19 protein-coding genes are annotated in these 18334 nt (G+C 38.7%); 8 read left to right on the top strand and 11 right to left on the bottom strand.

Annotated elements, in window-relative coordinates; genetic code table 11:
- Window positions 1–15 precede the first annotated feature (15 nt).
- The 8 genes from ACVC7R_RS01220 to glmU all read right to left on the bottom strand — a co-directional run bounded on the left by ACVC7R_RS01220 (window position 16) and on the right by glmU (window position 7379).
- Entirely contained in the window at window positions 16–894 is an 879-nt protein-coding gene (locus ACVC7R_RS01220) for a sensor histidine kinase (protein ID WP_447263165.1), read from the bottom strand.
- Window positions 891–1592, bottom strand: coding sequence for a response regulator transcription factor (locus ACVC7R_RS01215; protein WP_447263164.1), 702 nt, complete (start codon window positions 1590–1592; stop codon window positions 891–893). The genes ACVC7R_RS01220 and ACVC7R_RS01215 overlap by 4 nt, the downstream gene beginning before the upstream one ends.
- Before the next feature lie 105 nt (window positions 1593–1697).
- The gene (locus tag ACVC7R_RS01210) at window positions 1698–1958 is read right to left on the bottom strand and encodes a SemiSWEET family transporter (protein WP_447263163.1); all 261 of its coding nucleotides are present in this window, start codon (window positions 1956–1958) and stop codon (window positions 1698–1700) included.
- Window positions 1959–2004: 46 nt separating this feature from the next.
- Window positions 2005–4296 (bottom strand): DNA helicase PcrA, encoded by a 2292-nt coding sequence (gene pcrA / locus ACVC7R_RS01205; protein WP_447263162.1) that lies wholly within the window; start codon window positions 4294–4296, stop codon window positions 2005–2007.
- Between the two features lie 119 nt (window positions 4297–4415).
- Window positions 4416–5111, bottom strand: a complete 696-nt coding sequence (locus ACVC7R_RS01200) for a 5'-methylthioadenosine/adenosylhomocysteine nucleosidase (protein ID WP_447263161.1) — start codon at window positions 5109–5111, stop codon at window positions 4416–4418.
- 10 nt (window positions 5112–5121) lie between these two features.
- Window positions 5122–5433 (bottom strand): cell wall synthase accessory phosphoprotein MacP, encoded by a 312-nt coding sequence (gene macP / locus ACVC7R_RS01195; protein WP_447263160.1) that lies wholly within the window; start codon window positions 5431–5433, stop codon window positions 5122–5124.
- An 11-nt stretch (window positions 5434–5444) separates the two neighbouring features.
- Window positions 5445–5990: an NUDIX hydrolase gene (locus ACVC7R_RS01190; protein WP_447263159.1), complete on the bottom strand. Its 546-nt coding sequence runs from the start codon at window positions 5988–5990 to the stop codon at window positions 5445–5447.
- A 9-nt stretch (window positions 5991–5999) separates the two neighbouring features.
- On the bottom strand, window positions 6000–7379 hold the full coding sequence (gene glmU / locus ACVC7R_RS01185; protein WP_447263158.1) for a bifunctional UDP-N-acetylglucosamine diphosphorylase/glucosamine-1-phosphate N-acetyltransferase GlmU: 1380 nt from the start codon (window positions 7377–7379) through the stop codon (window positions 6000–6002).
- A gap of 157 nt (window positions 7380–7536) precedes the next feature.
- Between glmU and ACVC7R_RS01180 the strand changes: the two genes are divergently transcribed.
- The 5 genes from ACVC7R_RS01180 (at window position 7537) to lysS (ending at window position 12018) form a co-directional block, all read left to right on the top strand.
- Window positions 7537–8337 (top strand): GH25 family lysozyme, encoded by an 801-nt coding sequence (locus ACVC7R_RS01180; protein WP_447263157.1) that lies wholly within the window; start codon window positions 7537–7539, stop codon window positions 8335–8337.
- Window positions 8338–8443: 106 nt separating this feature from the next.
- Window positions 8444–9286: a DUF368 domain-containing protein gene (locus ACVC7R_RS01175; protein ID WP_447263156.1), complete on the top strand. Its 843-nt coding sequence runs from the start codon at window positions 8444–8446 to the stop codon at window positions 9284–9286.
- A complete protein-coding gene (locus ACVC7R_RS01170; protein WP_447263155.1) occupies window positions 9286–9771 on the top strand; it encodes an aminoacyl-tRNA deacylase in 486 nt (161 codons plus the stop codon). Before ACVC7R_RS01175 ends, ACVC7R_RS01170 begins: the two co-directional genes overlap by 1 nt.
- Window positions 9768–10394, top strand: coding sequence for a histidine phosphatase family protein (locus ACVC7R_RS01165; RefSeq protein ID WP_447263154.1), 627 nt, complete (start codon window positions 9768–9770; stop codon window positions 10392–10394). The genes ACVC7R_RS01170 and ACVC7R_RS01165 overlap by 4 nt, the downstream gene beginning before the upstream one ends.
- 133 nt (window positions 10395–10527) lie before the next feature.
- Complete coding sequence (gene lysS / locus ACVC7R_RS01160; protein WP_447263153.1) at window positions 10528–12018, top strand: lysine--tRNA ligase; 1491 nt, start codon at window positions 10528–10530, stop codon at window positions 12016–12018.
- Window positions 12019–12099: 81 nt separating this feature from the next.
- On the opposite strand, the gene ACVC7R_RS01155 is transcribed toward lysS, so the two are convergent.
- Window positions 12100–13770 (bottom strand): formate--tetrahydrofolate ligase, encoded by a 1671-nt coding sequence (locus tag ACVC7R_RS01155; protein ID WP_447263152.1) that lies wholly within the window; start codon window positions 13768–13770, stop codon window positions 12100–12102.
- A 233-nt stretch (window positions 13771–14003) separates the two neighbouring features.
- Here ACVC7R_RS01155 and ACVC7R_RS01150 point away from each other — a divergent pair, with 233 nt between their 5' ends.
- From ACVC7R_RS01150 to ACVC7R_RS01140, 3 genes are read left to right on the top strand one after another with little or no spacing between them, the layout of a single operon-like run.
- Window positions 14004–14693, top strand: a complete 690-nt coding sequence (locus ACVC7R_RS01150; RefSeq protein ID WP_447263151.1) for a phosphopantothenate--cysteine ligase — start codon at window positions 14004–14006, stop codon at window positions 14691–14693.
- 11 nt (window positions 14694–14704) lie between these two features.
- Window positions 14705–15256: a phosphopantothenoylcysteine decarboxylase gene (gene coaC / locus ACVC7R_RS01145; RefSeq protein WP_447263150.1), complete on the top strand. Its 552-nt coding sequence runs from the start codon at window positions 14705–14707 to the stop codon at window positions 15254–15256.
- Complete coding sequence (locus ACVC7R_RS01140) at window positions 15240–15803, top strand: ECF transporter S component (RefSeq protein WP_447263149.1); 564 nt, start codon at window positions 15240–15242, stop codon at window positions 15801–15803. The genes coaC and ACVC7R_RS01140 overlap by 17 nt, the downstream gene beginning before the upstream one ends.
- 33 nt (window positions 15804–15836) lie before the next feature.
- Here the strand turns inward: ACVC7R_RS01140 and udk are convergent, their stop codons facing one another.
- Together udk and ptsP are read right to left on the bottom strand one after the other, a co-directional pair.
- Window positions 15837–16475: a uridine kinase gene (gene udk, locus ACVC7R_RS01135; RefSeq protein ID WP_006151141.1), complete on the bottom strand. Its 639-nt coding sequence runs from the start codon at window positions 16473–16475 to the stop codon at window positions 15837–15839.
- 123 nt (window positions 16476–16598) lie between these two features.
- On the bottom strand, window positions 16599–18332 hold the full coding sequence (gene ptsP, locus ACVC7R_RS01130; protein WP_447263380.1) for a phosphoenolpyruvate--protein phosphotransferase: 1734 nt from the start codon (window positions 18330–18332) through the stop codon (window positions 16599–16601).
- Window positions 18333–18334 lie beyond the last annotated feature (2 nt).

Raw genomic sequence — 18334 nt, 5'->3', positions numbered from 1 at the left:
AGGAGGTTCTTTGTTTTAAAAGAGAACTCTAACTGTAAACCAAGAACCATCTGTACTTAGTTGTAGTTCTGCACCAAGTAGATGGGATAATTCTTCTGTAATATAAAGACCTAAACCTGATGATTCTTCAGTATCTGAGAGGTTTTCAGAGTAAAATCGTTGACTGAGATTTTCAATTTTACGAATGGGTTGTTTAACTAGATTAGCAATTTCCAAACAGATATGATTGTCCACTTCTTTCAAAGAAAATCTCGCTTCATCCTTACCATGTTTTAAAACATTGCCAACGAGATTTTGCAAGATACGCTCTAATAAATCCGAGTCTGTCAGTAAATACAAACCAGGTTCTACTTGCAAATCAAGGTTAATCTTTGCCGTCTGAAATGAATCATAATAGGCCAGCAATTTTTGCGTCATAAATGTCGAGACTTCTAACTCAGATAAGTCAGGTTTTACTGCTCCCTCCATTAACCGACGATAGTCCAAAAGAGCCTCTAGACGTTTTGAAACTTGATTGAGATGATGAGCAATTTTTTTCAAACTCTCAGACTCAGGATTTTCTGTTTTAAGCAATTGCTGAGTATAACCTGACGCAATCGTTAAAGGTGTCCGAATATCGTGGGCAATATTGCTAATCGCCATGTCTAAAGTCTGTTTTTCACGCTTCATAACCAAGCGTGACTGTTCAACTTCTTGAAAGAGATAATTGATTTGCTGGTAAAGATGTAAAAAATCCTTGGAGAAGGTTGATACTCCTATTCTCTTCATACTTCCAGTCAGAATCTTGTCTTCGATTTGTTGGCTCAAGTTCACGAGTGCTATATGATAGCGAATCAATCCTATCGTCAATAGGATAATAACCAGCAGTAGCAAAGAAAGTAAAATATAGATCATTGCTCATCTCCTTTTAACCGAACACCAACTCCCCAGATAGTCTCAATATACTCTTGCTCTGGATCCAGTTGGCTTAATTTTTTACGGAGATTACTTAAATGAGTGTTGAGAGTATTGTCGCCTAGTAAATAAGTATCCTCCCAGACTAATTCATAGAGTTCTTCTTTCGTGAAAATTTTCTTAGGATGTCCCAACAAGGTTTGGAGAATCAAGCATTCTTTCTTAGCTAGGCGAATAGTTTCCTGGCTATTTTTGATTTCAAAACTATCTACATCAAATTGAATATTTTTTAACTTTTGAATTAACTTGTCTGGATGTTCAATTTCAGCTGGTTGCTTATCACTATTTTGACGTAATTGTACCGTAACCCTGGCAAAAACTTCATCCAAATCAAAAGGCTTTACAATATAATCATTAGCACCATCTAAGAGATATTGGCTGATGAGCTTTTTATCGCTTAGGGCAGTTAGCATGATGACAGGAACTGAGCTATCGTGTCTAATGGCTTTTAAAACCTGATCGCCATTTTTTCCTGGAAGCATAATATCTAACAAGATTAGATCAATGTCACCTTGTTCAAATCGTATCATTCCTTCAGTACCAGAAAAAGCCTGAATCACCTCATGCTCCTCAGAAAGAAGAGTTCTCAAAATTTCTTGAATCTCATTATTATCTTCAACGATAAGTATTCTAGCCATAAACACCAACCTTTCTAATAGTATTATATCATGTTTTTTTAGGAATTTCGGATAAAGAAAAACTCACCTTCATAGTTAAATACGAAGAAGAGTTCACTCTATGTATTAAATTAAAGCTGTCAAAGCGGTTATAATTCCTAAAATTATCCCAGGGATATTAGCTGCAACAATAGGAATATCTCTCTCTTCCTTAAAGAAGCCATAGTAACACCAGAGGCAACAGTTTAAAGCTGCAACTGCTGGTTGGATAAAATTCCCCTTATGACCTGCTAGATTATCTAAAATTTGTGGAATATAAGAAACATACATCATAATGGACATAAAAGTTGCAATCCAACCTACTTTTTTCATTTGTTTTTCAGACATTTATTCTCCTTTTTCTGTCTAACTATATCTTTTTAACATATTTGACTTAAGCTTTTTTCTCTATCGGTGCTACACTGGCTAACAGTTTTTTGAGGCCGACTTCCGGGAAGTTGATTTTTAGTTCCTGAGTAGCTCCACTACCTGATACTTCAAGGACGGTCCCTTCACCCCATTTTTTATGAAGGGCAATATCACCAATAGACCAGCTAGTTTCACTGGAAGACGATTTTGATCCATCAGCAAACTGTCCAAATGGTAGCCCACTTGACTGGATAGATGTAGGCGCAGTATTGCGTTTTCGTTCTTGTAGTGCTTGAGCTAGACTCATTCCTTGCCCAAATGTAGTACCACCACTGCTGTAAGAAGCTTTAAAGCTTGTATTAGTAGGACGAGCTAGACCTTGATAGTCAAGTAAATCCGAACTGATTTCATTAATAAAACGCGTCGGACGATTGTAACTAGTACGACCGAAAAGCAGGCGAGAGTTTGCGTTGGTCAAATAGAGAATTTTCTCGGCACGCGTGATTCCTACATAGGCCAGACGGCGTTCTTCTTCCAGTTCATCAGGATCTTCAGAGGCACGACTAAGTGGAAAGACATTTTCCTCCATCCCGATGATAAAGACAACTGGAAACTCGAGTCCTTTGGCAGCATGTAAGGTCATCAAGGTCACTTCTGATGTTTCCTGACTGCCTGAATCAGTATCTGCGATCAAGGCAAGATCATTCAAGAAACGACTGAGTTTATCCAAGCCAGTTTCTTCCTCTTGGCTTTCAGGATTGTCATCAAAGTTTTTGGTAACAGAAAGAAATTCTTCGATATTTTCAACTCGCGCCTTGCTCTCCAAGGTAGCTTGTGCATTTAGAATATCAACGTAACCTGTTTTTTCAAGGACAGCCTCAACCAACTCTGTAATGGTTAATTGGTCCAGTTTCTCCCTCAAATCCAGAATCATATTGGCAAAGTCCCAGATCGACTGGGCTGCCTTACCCTTAATTCCTGATAACATGATATTGGCTGAAGCATCCAGCATGGACATTTCTTGCAAATTAGCAAAATCACGAATCTTCTCAACAGTTCCTGGGCCAATTCCACGCTTTGGTTCATTGATGATACGCTCAAAACTGATATTATCACTTAGGTTGGCAATGAGATTAAGGTAAGCAATGATATCACGGATTTCCTTACGGCTATAGAACTTGGTACCACCAACCATGGTATAAGGAATATTAGACTTGAGCAGGGCCTCCTCAATAGTACGTGATTGGGCATTGGTACGGTAAAGGACTGCAAAGTCCTTATGAAGGAAGCCATGGCTTCGACTAAGTTCATCAATGGTTTTGGCTACAAAAACAGCCTCATCCTGTTCATCGTTGGCCCTGTAGTAAATAATCTGTTCGCCATCTGCGTTCTGTGTCCAGAGATTCTTTGGACGACGATTTTTATTGTTTTTGATAACGTCGTTAGCAGCTTGGAGAATGGTTTTGGTTGAACGGTAATTTTCTTCTAGTAAAACCACCTTAGCATCAGGATAATCCTTTTCAAAATCGAGGATATTCTGCATATCAGCACCACGCCATCCGTAGATAGACTGGTCAGCATCCCCAACAACACAGATATTTTTAAAGCGAGAAGCCAAGAGTTTAACCAGTTGATACTGGGCATGGTTGGTATCCTGGTACTCATCCACGTGAATGTACTGGAACTTTTGCTGGTAATAAGTCAAGACATCAGGATTTTGATCAAACAGACGCAAGGTCAACATAATCAAGTCATCAAAATCAACTGACTCAGACTGACGAAGTTCCTTTTGATAGGCTTCATAACACTTAGCGACAATATCTGTATACAAATCTCCTGCTTGGGCAGCATAAGCTACATCATCAATCAGGTCATTTTTGGCATTGGAAATGGTTCCCAAAATAGTCCGTTCATTCCACTTTTTTGGATCCAAGTTTAATTGCTTGAGAATGCGTTTCATCAATGTTCGCTGCTCACCTGGATCAATGATAGTGAAGTTACGATTGTAACCAATATGATCTGCATCACGACGTAGGATACGCACACACATAGAGTGAAAGGTCGCAATCAAACAGTCCTGAGTGGCTGGATTGAGACTGTAAGCACGCTCCTTCATTTCACGGGCAGCCTTGTTGGTAAAGGTAATAGCCAAGATATTCCAGGGATTAACCATCTTTTCATCAATCAAGTAAGCAATTCGGTGAGTCAAAACTCGAGTCTTACCAGAACCAGCCCCCGCCATGATAAGCAGTGGACCTTCTGTTGTTTGGACCGCTTCTGCCTGTTTGTCATTCATACCATTTAATAAAGGATTCATCTTCTCTCCCTATTCTTTAAATCAATGTTTCTATTATATCAAAAAAGACTAAAAATAACTCTATCAGAAACAAGCTTCCTTTTTCATAAAAAAAGAACACCAAGAAGTGTTCTTTAATTTTATTCATGGATAGACTCTAGAAGAGTCAAGAGTGCTTGAGCAGAGCGTCGTCCAGCTTCTACGATAAATTCATCAAATGAAATAGAGGCTTCATGGTTTGCATTATCACTCATAGCACGAACGACTAAGAAAGGTATATTAAGCGCGTGAGCTGCCTGAGCGATAGCTGCTCCTTCCATCTCCACAGCAAGAACCTGAGGAAAGTGTTCCTTAATCGTTGCAATCTTATCTTCACCAGCTACAAAGCTATCACCCGTCACAATTAACCCTAAATGCCAATTTTGGTCTAGTTTAGACAAGCTCTCTTGAATCAAGCTAACAAACTTTTTATCAGTTTCAAAGTAAAGAGGTTGTTGGGCCATCTGACCGTATTCATAACCAAAAGCAGTCACATCAACGTCATGATAAGCTAACTTATCTGCAATGACCACATCTCCAACTTCAATACCCGTTGCTAAAGCACCAGCTGAACCGGTGTTGATAACAGCATCTACTTTAAAGTGGTCGGCTAGAATAGCTACACTCATGGCAGACATAACTTTACCGATCCCACTTTCTACCAAGACAAGCTCAACTGACCCAATATTTCCTGTATGATAGCTATTTCCTAAGACCGTCTCTTCTTTAGCATTTTCTATATGTTGAATAAGATAAACCAGCTCTTCTGGCATCGCTGCAATGATTCCAATTTTCATAATAGTCTCCTTAAATAAATCTCATTGCTAAGATCAGTAAAATCAAAAGAAGAATAACTGAAAATAGAATTTTATTCAGTTTTGAGTTAAAGACATTTCTCTTAGTATTTTCAATGCGACGACTCTTATGAATTGAAGGCTCGACTTCAATTGTTAAAGTTTCCTGGCTAAAACCATGATCACTTGAGCGAGACGTTCCATAATGTTGAGATGAAGTTGATAATATCTTAGTTTCTTGGTCATCTACTAACGTAGAACCAGAGATATCTTCACCACGATTCGCACGCTCAATCATTTCGTCTGTTAATAAAGGTTTTCCCATGGGTTCCTCCTCTATTTATTTTGTAATTCCCAGTACTGGATTGCCATGATAGTCTTGGCATCACAGATATGACCAGTCTGGATAAGTTCTTTGGCTTCTTCTAGACTAACTTCTAGTAACTCCAAGGTCTCATCTTCATCCTGAGGACGAGGATGTTCAACCTTTCTTAAGTCACTGGCTAGATATAATCTTAGCCTCTCGTTACAAAAGCCGATGGCAGAATAAAAATCATACAAAAGACTTAATTTACCCGTGTAAGCTGCTTCTTCTTCTAATTCACGAAGAGCAGCTGCTTCTGGATCTTCATTTTCACCCACTTCAAGTTTTCCTGCTGGAATTTCGTAAGAAACTTTTTCAATCGCCTTACGATATTGCTTGACTAGAACAATCTTATTGTCTGGAGTAACAGCGAGAACACATACCGCACCGTTATGGAAAATCAAATCTCGCTGAGCAGTTCCCTTTCCGGCAGGTAATTCAACCTGGTCTTGAACTAGCTGGAAAATAGGCCCGGTGTAGATTTCTTTACGGCTAAGTGTTTTTTCTTCAAATTCCATCGTAAGCTCCTATTGGTTTTTAGGATGATGAGGGAGACGCGTAGCATATTCGTCCTTGATAACCTGACGACCACGACCAATAGCAATGGCATCTGCTGGTACATCTTTTGTAATGGTTGAGCCAGCACCTACAAGAGAATTATCTCCTAGCTCAACTGGAGCGATGATGGTTGAATTCGAACCAACAAAGACATTGTTCCCAATTACTGTCTTGTATTTATTTTTCCCATCATAGTTTACTGTAATAGTCCCAGCTCCAAAGTTGACGTCGCTACCAACTTCACAGTTTCCAATGTAAGTCAAATGGCCAGCTTTAGTATTTTCTCCAATGCTAGAACCTTTCACTTCAACGAAGTTTCCAATATGGACATCTTTCGCCAAGCTAGAACCTGGACGAATATGAGCGTACGGTCCTACTGTCACGCCATCGGCTACTGTGCTTTCTTCAATCATAGAGTTGGTAATCACGGCACCTGCACCGATTTCACTGTCCACAATATAGGTGCCGTTGGTTAAGACTGTCTCAGCCCCAATTTTTGTGTGTCCTTTTAGGGTTACATTTGCTTCTATTTGAACATCTGGAGCAATCTCAACATCAATATCAATATAAGTCGCTTCTGGATTTACAAAGCTAACACCATTGACCATGTGAACTTGGTTAATACGACGACGCATTACAGCTTCTGCTGTAGCGAGCGCTACACGGTCATTAACACCAAGACTTTCATCAAAATCTTTGAGAGTATAGGCTCCTACTTTTTCACCAGCTTCACGGAAAATCCCAATCACATCCGTAATATAATATTCACCTTGAGCGTTGTTGGTATTGATGTTTTTGAGAGCTTCAAAGAGACGAGCATTATCAAAAACATAAGTTCCTGTATTGATTTCTTTGATTTGTTTTTCAAAATCAGTAGCATCTTTTTGTTCTACGATGCGTAGCACTTCAGCATTTTCATTACGGACTATGCGACCATAACCAAATGGATCTTCTGCTTCTGCAGTAAGAATGGTAGCTACATTCTTATGATTTACGTGAAAATCAATCAAATTTTTAAGACTTTCTCCAGTGATTAGTGGTGTATCACCAGCAATAACCAATGTTTGTCCAGAAAGTCCTTTCAGAATAGGTTCTGCCATCATAACTGCATGACCCGTTCCTAATTGTTCAGACTGTCTCACAAATTCAGTTTTACCAGCTAAAACTTGTTCAACTAGCTCTGCCTTATGTCCAACTACAGTAACTGTTTTTTCAGGATTAATTGCTCCAACGCTACGAAAAACATGCTCAAGCATTGAAATGCCTGCAACCTTGTGCATGACTTTTGGTAGATCTGATTTCATACGGGTACCCTTACCCGCTGCTAAAATAATTGCATAATTTGCCATATTATTCTCTTTTCTATAGAAATTCTTTATCATTATACCATATTTTAGCTCACCTTACACAAATTTGTTGAACTCAAGACCACTCTAATGACTGTCACTACCCTATTTTGAGTAAATTTTTTGATTTTTTTATCAAATTAAGTTAAACTATAGGAGTATGAGAAAAAAAATTCAACCAGCTTTTATAGTTATTATATTTGCTGCTTTTATAGGACTCTTGATTCTCAATCGGCCCAGATTCGAAGAACATCCTGTAAAAACTAAACAAAATCCAGTACAAATAGAAACACAAGCTCTACATAACTTGGATAAGCCTATTATCGATATCTCTGGTTGGCAAAGACCATCAGAGATCAACTATGATATTTTATCGCAAAACATCTCTGGTGCTATTGTACGCGTTCATTATGGAGGTCAAGTTTCTGAAGAAAATGACGCTGCCTATAAAAACGGAGTCGATAAGGTCTATAAGGAGCATATCACTGAGTTTCAAAAACGAAATATTCCAGTAGCTGTTTATGCTTATGTTGCTGGAAAAAACGTAGAGGAAATGGAAAAGGCCGCTGAGTCTTTCTATAATTCAGCTTCACCATACAACCCTAGCTACTATTGGTTAGATGTCGAAGAAAAAACCATGTCAGATATGAACAAAGGGGTTGAAGCTTTCCGTGCTAAGTTAGAATCACTTGGTGCAAAAAATATTGGTATCTACATTGGTGTTTACTTTATGGAAGAACATAGCATCAGTACAGATAAGTTTTCAGCTATTTGGATTCCTTCCTACGGACCAGATTCGGGTTATTTTGAAAGTTCTCCGAATACAGACCTAGACTTTGATCTTCACCAATACACATCAAAAGGGAAACTAGTTGGATTTGAACACTATCTAGACTTAAATCTTATCTCTTTATCAAAAGATAAGGAAGAAACCTTTAGAAAGCTATTCTTAAAACCTTAATTTCATTCAGCAAGCATGATATTCCTTCTGCTTGCTTTTTTTATTTCTCTTACTTTGTGATATAATACTAGAAGAGAATTTTAGAGAATAAATACGGAGAGAGTTTATGTTATCTTGGATTTCAAAAATCATTAAAGGGATTGTTATCGCGCTTGGTTTTATTTTACCAGGTATTTCTGGTGGTGTTTTAGCAGCTATCTTAGGGATCTACGAAAGAATGATTCGTTTCCTTGCCCATCCATTTAAAAACCTAAAAGAAGATATCCTTTATTTCTTACCTGTCGCTATTGGTATGTTGCTAGGAATTGGACTATTTTCTTATCCAATTGAGTACCTCCTTGAGCATTATCAGGTTTATGTATTATGGAGTTTTGCTGGTGCCATTATAGGAACAGTTCCTAGTCTTGTAAAGGAGGCAACTCAAGATTCAGAAAGAGACAAAATCGATCTTATATGGTTTTGGGTAACCTTTATTGTGTCCGGAATTGGTTTGTACGCTTTAAACTTTGTTGTTGGTACACTCAGCGCAAGCTTCACTAGCTTTATCTTGGCTGGTGCTTTACTAGCTCTAGGTATCTTAGTTCCAGGCTTAAGTCCCTCAAATCTCCTTTTAATTTTGGGTCTTTATACTCCGATGTTAACCGGATTTAAGACTTTTGATTTATTCGGAACCTTCCTTCCAATAGGAATTGGAGCACTTGTTACTCTTGTCATTTTTTCAAAATTTATGGATTACGCACTTCGAGTTTACCACTCTCGAGTTTATCACTTTATCATTGCAATCGTCCTTTCAAGTACTCTCTTGATATTGATTCCAAATGCAGGTAGTGCTGAAAGTATCAATTACAGTGGTTTATCTCTTGTGTCTTATGTCATCATTGCCTTCTTCTTTGCCCTTGGCATTTGGCTAGGGATTTGGATGAGTCAATTGGAGGATAAATACAAATAATGGCTAAGAAAGTTAAAGTTAAAAAAACCTTAGTCGAGCAGATTCTGACTAAGGCAGGTATTGAACATCAAGGTATTCAAATCAACGCTTTAGAGGGAGAACTTCCTTCTGAATACGAGAGAAATCATATCTTTAAAACCTTGGCTTTATTAGGAGATAAGGCTGGTCCAGTTATAGGTATTGTTCCCATTACTGAACATCTCTCTGAAAAGAAATTAGCAAAAATTTCTGGTAATAAAAAAGTTTCCATGATTCCGCAAAAGGATTTGGAAAAAACAACTGGATATATACACGGTGCTAATAATCCTGTTGGCATTCGTCAAAAACGTAACTACCCTATTTATATTGATGAAACAGCTTTAGAATTAGAAAAAATGATTGTCTCAGCTGGTGAAGTCGGACACAGTATTATCATCTCTCCAAAAGATTTGGCACACTTTGTAAAAGCTAGCTTTGTAGATATCTTGGAGGATAGTAACTCATGAAACTATACTTTGTCCGCCATGGTCGAACAGTCTGGAATCTAGAAGGTCGCTTTCAAGGGGCTGGCGGAGATTCACCACTTCTTCCTGAGTCCATTGATACCTTAAAGGAACTCGGCCAATATCTGAAAGATATCCCATTTGACAAAATCTATTCAAGTGATTTACCAAGAGCTGTAAGATCAGCTGAAATCATCCAAAGTCAACTAATACATCCTTGTCCTTTAGAAAGTGTTCCTGAACTCAGAGAATGGCACCTGGGCAAGCTAGAAGGATTGAAAATTGCTACTTTAAATGCTATCTATCCCCAACAAATTCAAGCTTTTAGAACTAACCTAGCCAAGTTTGATACTAGCATGTTTGAAGCTGAATCACTCTACAGCACAACTCAGCGTACGATTCAATTTATCAAATCTTTAAAAGATTCTAAGGCTGAACATATTTTACTTGTCGGCCACGGAGCAAACCTTACTGCAAGTCTTCGCACGCTGATAGGCTATCAGGAAGCTCTGCTTCGTAAAGACGGAGGTTTGGCTAATGCAAGTCTAACAATTATAGAAACTGATGACTTTGAAACATTTACTCTAAAAACTTGGAACGATACTTCTTATCAGAAAAATGATTGAACTTGATATAAATGATCAAGTTCTTTTTAGTTTTTATAGAATATCCGTGAATTTCTTGACTATTTATGATAAAATGGAGTATCGTGAAAAATTGATTTATGATTTCAAAATTGATTAAAATTAGGAGGAACTCATGTCAACAGAACATATGGAAGAATTGAATGACCAGCAGATCGTTCGCCGCGAAAAAATGGCAGCGCTTCGTGAACAAGGAATTGATCCTTTCGGTAAACGTTTTGAACGTACTGCTAACTCTCAGGAACTAAAAGATAAATTTGCTGACCTTGATAAAGAACAGCTACACCAACTAAACGAAACAGCTACTATCGCTGGACGCATAGTCACAAAACGTGGTAAAGGGAAAGTTGGTTTTGCTCACCTTCAAGACCGCGAAGGTCAAATCCAAATCTACGTTCGTAAAGACGAGGTTGGTGAAGAAAATTACGAAATCTTTAAAAAGGCTGACCTAGGAGACTTCCTTGGTGTCGAAGGTGAAGTCATGCGTACCGATATGGGAGAACTCTCTATCAAGGCAACACACATCACTCACTTGTCTAAAGCTCTTCGTCCACTTCCTGAAAAATTCCACGGACTAACTGACGTTGAAACCATCTATCGTAAACGTTACCTTGATTTGATTTCTAACCGCGAGAGCTTTGAACGCTTTGTCACTCGTTCAAAAATCATCTCCGAAATCCGTCGTTACCTTGACCAAAAAGGATTCCTAGAAGTTGAAACACCTGTTCTTCACAACGAAGCTGGAGGTGCCGCTGCTCGTCCATTTATCACTCACCACAACGCTCAAAACATCGATATGGTTCTTCGTATTGCGACTGAGCTCCACTTGAAACGTCTCATCGTTGGTGGTATGGAACGTGTTTACGAAATTGGCCGTATCTTCCGTAACGAAGGAATGGATGCTACACACAACCCTGAGTTCACTTCTATCGAAGTTTACCAAGCTTATGCTGACTTCCAAGACATTATGGACTTGACCGAAGGTATTATCCAACACGTTGCTAAAGCTGTCAAAGGCGATGGCCCAGTCAACTACCAAGGTACGGAAATCAAAATCAACGAACCATTCAAACGTGTTCACATGGTTGATGCTATCAAAGAAATTACAGGTGTTGATTTCTGGCAAGACATGACCTTCGAAGAAGCTAAAGCTATCGCAGCTGAGAAGAAAGTTCCAGTTGAAAAACACTACACAGAAGTTGGTCACATCATTAATGCCTTCTTTGAAGAATTTGTAGAAGAAACGTTGATTCAACCTACTTTTGTCTATGGTCACCCAGTAGCTGTTTCACCACTTGCTAAGAAGAACCCTGAAGATGAACGCTTCACTGACCGTTTTGAGCTCTTTATCATGACTAAAGAATACGGTAATGCCTTTACTGAGCTCAACGATCCAATCGATCAGCTTAGCCGTTTCGAAGCTCAAGCTAAAGCAAAAGAACTTGGTGACGATGAAGCAACAGGCATTGATTACGATTACATTGAAGCACTCGAATACGGTATGCCACCAACAGGTGGTTTGGGAATCGGTATCGACCGTCTCTGCATGCTCCTCACCGATACTACTACTATCCGTGATGTACTTCTTTTCCCAACTATGAAATAAAAACTAAACTCCTAGATGATTTCTAGGAGTTTTAAATAACACAAAAGACAACCTTAAAATAAGGTTGTCTCTTTTTTTCTATTAGAATAGACCAAGAACAGTTCCATCGCTTTCAACATCCATGTTAAGAGCAGCTGGTCGTTTTGGAAGTCCAGGCATGGTCATAACATCACCAGTAAGGGCAACAATAAAGCCCGCACCAAGTTTTGGTACCAATTCACGAATGGTAATTTCAAAGTTTTCAGGTGCTCCAAGTGCATTTGGATTGTCTGAGAAGCTATACTGAGTTTTAGCCATACAAATTGGCAGTTTATCCCAACCGTTTTGAACGATTTGAGCGATTTGAGTTTGAGCTTTCTTCTCGAAGTTTACTTTGCTACCACCATAGATTTCAGTAACAATTTTCTCAATCTTTTCCTGAACAGAAAGATTGTTATCATAAAGACGAGTATAGTTAGCTGGATTTTCATCAATTGTTTTGACAAGAGTTTCAGCCAAAGCCACGCCACCTTCCGCTCCATCAGCCCATACGCTAGCCAATTCAACTGGAACATCGATTGAAGCACAGAGTTCCTTCAAGGCTGCAATTTCAGCTTCTGTATCAGATACAAATTCGTTGATAGCAACTACTGCTGGAATACCGAACTTACGGATATTTTCTACGTGGCGTTTCAAGTTAGCAAATCCTTCACGAACTGCTTCTACATTTTCTTCTGTCAGAGCATCCTTAGAAACTCCACCATTCATCTTAAGGGCACGCAGGGTTGCAACAATGACAACTGCACTTGGAGCAGTTGGTAAGTTAGGTGTCTTGATATCAAGGAATTTCTCAGCTCCAAGATCGGCACCAAAACCAGCTTCAGTTACTGTGTAATCAGCTAGACGTAGAGCAGTTTTAGTTGCTAGAACTGAGTTACATCCGTGAGCAATATTGGCAAATGGACCACCATGTACAAAGGCAGGTGTACCATAGATTGTTTGCACAAGGTTTGGTTTGATAGCATCTTTCAAAATCAATGCCAAGGCACCCTCAACCTGTAAATCACCAACTGAAACAGGGGTACGGTCATAACGGTAGCCGATGACGATATTGGCCAAACGACGTTTCAAATCTTCAATATCTGTCGCCAAGCAAAGAATAGCCATGATTTCTGAAGCAACAGTGATGTCAAATCCATCTTCACGGGGAATACCATTAAGTGGGCCACCAAGTCCAACAGTTACATGACGAAGAGCACGATCATTCAAGTCAACAACACGTTTCCAGAGGATACGACGTTGGTCAATTCCTAGCTCATTTCCTTGGTGCAAGTGGTTGTCAATCAAGGCAGAAAGAGCATTATTGGCAGTTGTGATAGCGTGCATATCTCCAGTAAAATGAAGGTTAATGTCTTCCATTGGTAACACTTGGGCATAACCACCCCCAGCAGCTCCACCTTTAATCCCCATTACAGGACCAAGAGAAGGTTCGCGAATAGCAATCATGGTTTTCTTACCAATCTTATTCAAAGCATCAGCAAGACCGATTGTAATCGTTGACTTCCCTTCACCTGCTGGCGTTGGGTTGATGGCTGTCACCAAAATCAACTTACCAACTGGATTTGCCTCAACCTCACGAATCTTGTCAAAGCTTAGTTTAGCCTTGTACTTTCCATACAACTCCAAATCATCGTATGAAATACCAAGTTTCTCAACAACATCAACGATCGGTTTTAACTCAATACTCTGTGCAATTTCAATATCTGTTTTCATAAAAAACTCCTCTAGCCTCTAATGTGTTAATTCATTATATCACAAAACAAGATTTTTAACAGTGATTATGATTAGTAACGTTCGTAAATATCGCTAAATGATAGGCTTTCTATATCTCTATTTAAATTTTTATATGTCTTTATAGATTTTAACTATGGATTATCATTCTATTTTCGACCCTTGTTACATCGCTTTCATTTTACTTAATGCTCATTTTTTTGTACAATAGTTCTATGAAAATTTTAGTTACTTCTGGTGGTACAAGTGAAAAAATTGATAGAGTTCGTTCTATTACCAATCACTCTTCTGGTCGACTAGGTAAGATGATCACTGAAACCCTGCTAGAGGCCGGACACCAGATTTGTTTAATTACAACATCCCAGGCGGTGAAACCTAGCGCTCATCAAGACTTAACCATCATTGAAATTGAAAATACAGCTGATTTGCTACAAACTATGAAAGACACTATCATGGACTATCAGATTTTAATTCATTCCATGGCTGTATCAGACTACACTCCTGTATATATGACTGGGTTCGATGAGGTTCAAGCTAGTCAAGATTTAACAGAATTTTTAGATCGGAAGAATCAGGAAACAAAAATCTCCTCTAAAGATGACGTACAGGTACTTTTTCTCAAGAAAAATCCTAAGATCATATCTCTTGTTAAAGCATGGAATCCCAGCATTCATCTGATTGGGTTTAAATTATTGGTTGATGTCAGTCGGGAACATCTGATTCAAATCGCTAGAGAAAGTCTTGAAAACAATCAAGCTGATTTGATTGTAGCAAATGACCTCACTCAGATTAACAGCGAGCAACACAAGGCTTACTTAGTCGAGAAAAATAGTGTTCAAACTGCTACTACTAAACAAGAAATTGCTGATTTACTCCTCGATAGAATCCTGAAATTTAATGATTAGAAAGGAATCATATGGCTAATATTACAATCGCTATTACTGGATCTATTGCCGCATACAAGACTGCTGATTTAGTTAGTTCTTTGAAAAAACAGGGGCATTCTGTGACCGTTCTTATGACTCAGGCTGCGACAGCATTTATTCAGCCTTTAACCCTTCAAGTCTTATCTCAAAACAGCGTGCATCTGGATGTTATGAAGGAACCATATCCTAACAAAGTTAATCATATCGAACTTGGCAAAGAAACAGATTTATTTATCGTAGTTCCTGCAACGGCTAATACAATCGCTAAATTAGCTCATGGTCTAGCTGACAATATGGTGACTGCTACTGCTCTTGCTTTGCCACACTTTGTACCTAAACTATTGGCTCCAGCTATGAACACAAAGATGTATGACCATCCTGCTACCCAAGCTAATCTTAAAACTTTAGAAGATTATGGTTATACAATTATTTCTCCCAAAGATTCGCTACTCGCATGCGGCGATATCGGTCGTGGCGCTCTCGCTGATCTTGAAAGTATTTTACAAGAAATAAAGGATAAAATTCATGAACAAACGCTCTAATATTGCTCCAATCGCTATCTTTTTTGCCAGTATGATTGTTATTCATTTACTGAGCTCAATCCTATTTAACGTGCTGCCCTTTCCTATTAAACCAACTATCGTCCACATTCCTGTTATTATTGGAAGTATCATTTACGGCCCACGTATTGGAGCTATTCTTGGTTTCTTAATGGGAATGATTAGCTTGACGGTTAATACACTTACAATTCTACCAACCAGCTATCTCTTTTCACCTTTTGTACCTAATGGTAACCTATATTCAGTTGTGATTGCAATTGTCCCACGTATCTTGATTGGTTTGACACCTTATTTCGTTTATAAACTGCTAAAGGGAAAAGCCGGGCTCATTTTTGCTGGTGCACTTGGCTCGCTGACAAATACAGTATTTGTCTTAGGTGGTATCTTCTTCCTCTTTGGTAATGTTTTTGATGGAAATATTCAAAAACTATTAGCGACTGTTATCTCTACAAATTCGATAGCAGAATTAATTATCTCGGCTATTTTAACTCTCGCCATTGTTCCAAGACTTGAAAAAATTAAACAATAAAAACTGTATCAAGAGATACAGTTTTTTTAGTTATTACTGAGCTAAACGAGCTTCTTCTAAAATCTTTTCAATCTTAGTAGTCAACAAATCAATCGCTACCGTATTGGTTACTCCTTCAGGAATCACAATATCAGCGTAACGTTTTGTAGGTTCAATAAATTGGTGATACATAGGTTTTACTACACCAAGATATTGATCAATAACGCTATCCAAGCTACGACCACGCTCTTCCATATCTCGTTTAATACGGCGAATGATACGTACATCGTCATCAGTATCTACAAAAATCTTAATATCCATCAAATCACGAAGGCGTTTGTCTTCTAGAACTAAGATTCCCTCTACGATAAAGACATCTTGAGGTTCTTGACGATAGGTTTTCGAACTTCTAGTATGGGCAGCATAATCATAGGTAGGAATATCTACAGGACGACCCGCCAACAATTCCTTGATTTGCTCAATCATCAAGTCAGTATCAAAAGCAAAAGGATGATCATAGTTAGTCTTGATTCGTTCTTCAAAAGTTAGATGAGATTGATCTTTATAGTAGGAATCGTGTTCGATCATAGCAATTTTTTCGTTTGGAAAATGAGATAGAATTGCTTTAGAAACACTTGTTTTTCCTCCTCCAGAACCTCCTGTTACTCCGATAATGATTGGTCTATTTTGCATAGTTGCCTCCTTGTATTGTCCGTTGTCTATTTTACCATAATTTTTGGAAATTTTACAGACAGAGTTTTCTATACGAAGAAACAAAAAAACCTTGTAACTTATTGTTACAAGGTTTTTAAATGATTAATCGAAGTTAACGTATTCTTTTGAAAGTTCAAGAACTTCTTCCATCGTTGAACATTCAGTAAGAGCACGGTTAGCATATTCTTGCATTTTAGCTGTATCAAGTTTCTTCATCAAGCTACGTGTACGAAGTACTGAAGTAGCAGACATTGAGAACTCATCCAAGCCCATTCCGACAAGAAGTGGAACAGCAGTTTGGTCACCGGCCATTTCACCACACATACCAGCCCATTTACCTTCAGCGTGAGCTGCTTTGATAACATTGTTAATCAAGCGAAGGATTGATGGATTGTATGGTTGGTAAAGATATGAAACTTGTTCGTTCATACGGTCAGCAGCCATTGTGTATTGGATCAAGTCGTTTGTACCAATTGAGAAGAAATCAACTTCTTTAGCAAATTGATCAGCAAGCATAGCTGCAGCAGGAATTTCAATCATGATACCTACTTGGATATCATCTGCAACTGCAACACCTTCAGCAACCAATTTCGCTTTTTCTTCTTCAAGAATAGCTTTTGCAGTACGGAACTCTTTCAATAAAGCAACCATTGGGAACATGATACGCAATTTACCTTGAACAGATGCACGAAGCAAGGCACGCAATTGTGTACGGAACATTTGGTTACCAGTTTCAGAGATTGAGATACGCAAAGCACGGTAACCCAAGAATGGGTTCATTTCTTTAGGAAGATCAAAGTAAGGAAGTTCTTTATCCCCACCGATATCCATTGTACGAACAACAACAGGTTTACCGTTCATACCTTCAAGAACTGCTTTGTAAGCTTCGTATTGATCGTCTTCAGTTGGGAAGTCTTGAGAATCCATGTACAAGAATTCAGTACGGTAGAGACCAACTGCTTCTGCACCGTTTTCGTTCACACCCTCAACGTCTTTAGGTGTACCGATGTTCGCAGCCAACTCAAAGTGTTTTCCATCTGCAGTAACTGTTTTAGCATCTTTCAAAAGAGCCCATTCAGCTTTTTGTTGAGCGTAAGCTTCACCAGCTGCTTTGAATGCTGCAATTTGCTCTTCAGTTGGATTGATAACAACTTCACCTGAAATACCTGAAACAGCCAAGACATCACCATCTTTTACTAGATCAGTAATGTTGTTTGTACCCAAAACAGCAGCAATTTCAAGTGTACGAGCCATGATAGCTGAGTGGCTTGTACGTCCACCAATGTTCGTTACAAAAGCTTTTACAAATTTTTTGTCCAATTGAGCAGTATCAGATGGAGTCAAGTCGTGCGCAATGACAATTACTTCTTCATTAATAGAAGCTGGGTTTGGTAATTTCTTACCAAGAAGATTTGCCAAAACACGTTTGGTAACGTCGCGGATATCCGCTGCACGTTCTTGCATGTATGGATTGTCTTCCATTCCCTCAAAGATAGTAATAAACATGTCTGTTACTTCTTTAAGACCTGCTTCTGCATTTACTTTTTTTGCACGAATAGTTTCTTTAATCTGACCAATCAATTCAGGGTCGGCAAGAACCATCAAGTGAGCGTCAAATACTTGCGCCGCTTCTTCACCAAGCGTACCTACAGCCTTCTCGCGGATAAGAGAAAGCTCGTTTTGAGAAGCTTCAAGAGCAACATCCAAACGAGCCTCTTCTGCATTTGTATCTTCGACTGTAATAGTCTCGAATGATAAATCCGGTTGAACGAGTAGATATGCTTTAGCAACTGCAACACCATCAGATGCTGCGATTCCTTTAAGCATTTCTGTCATAT

This window comes from Streptococcus sp. Z554, assembly GCF_053010305.1.
The sequence above is the reverse complement of the archived record's forward strand: the minus strand, read 5'-3'. Positions and strand labels throughout refer to the sequence as shown.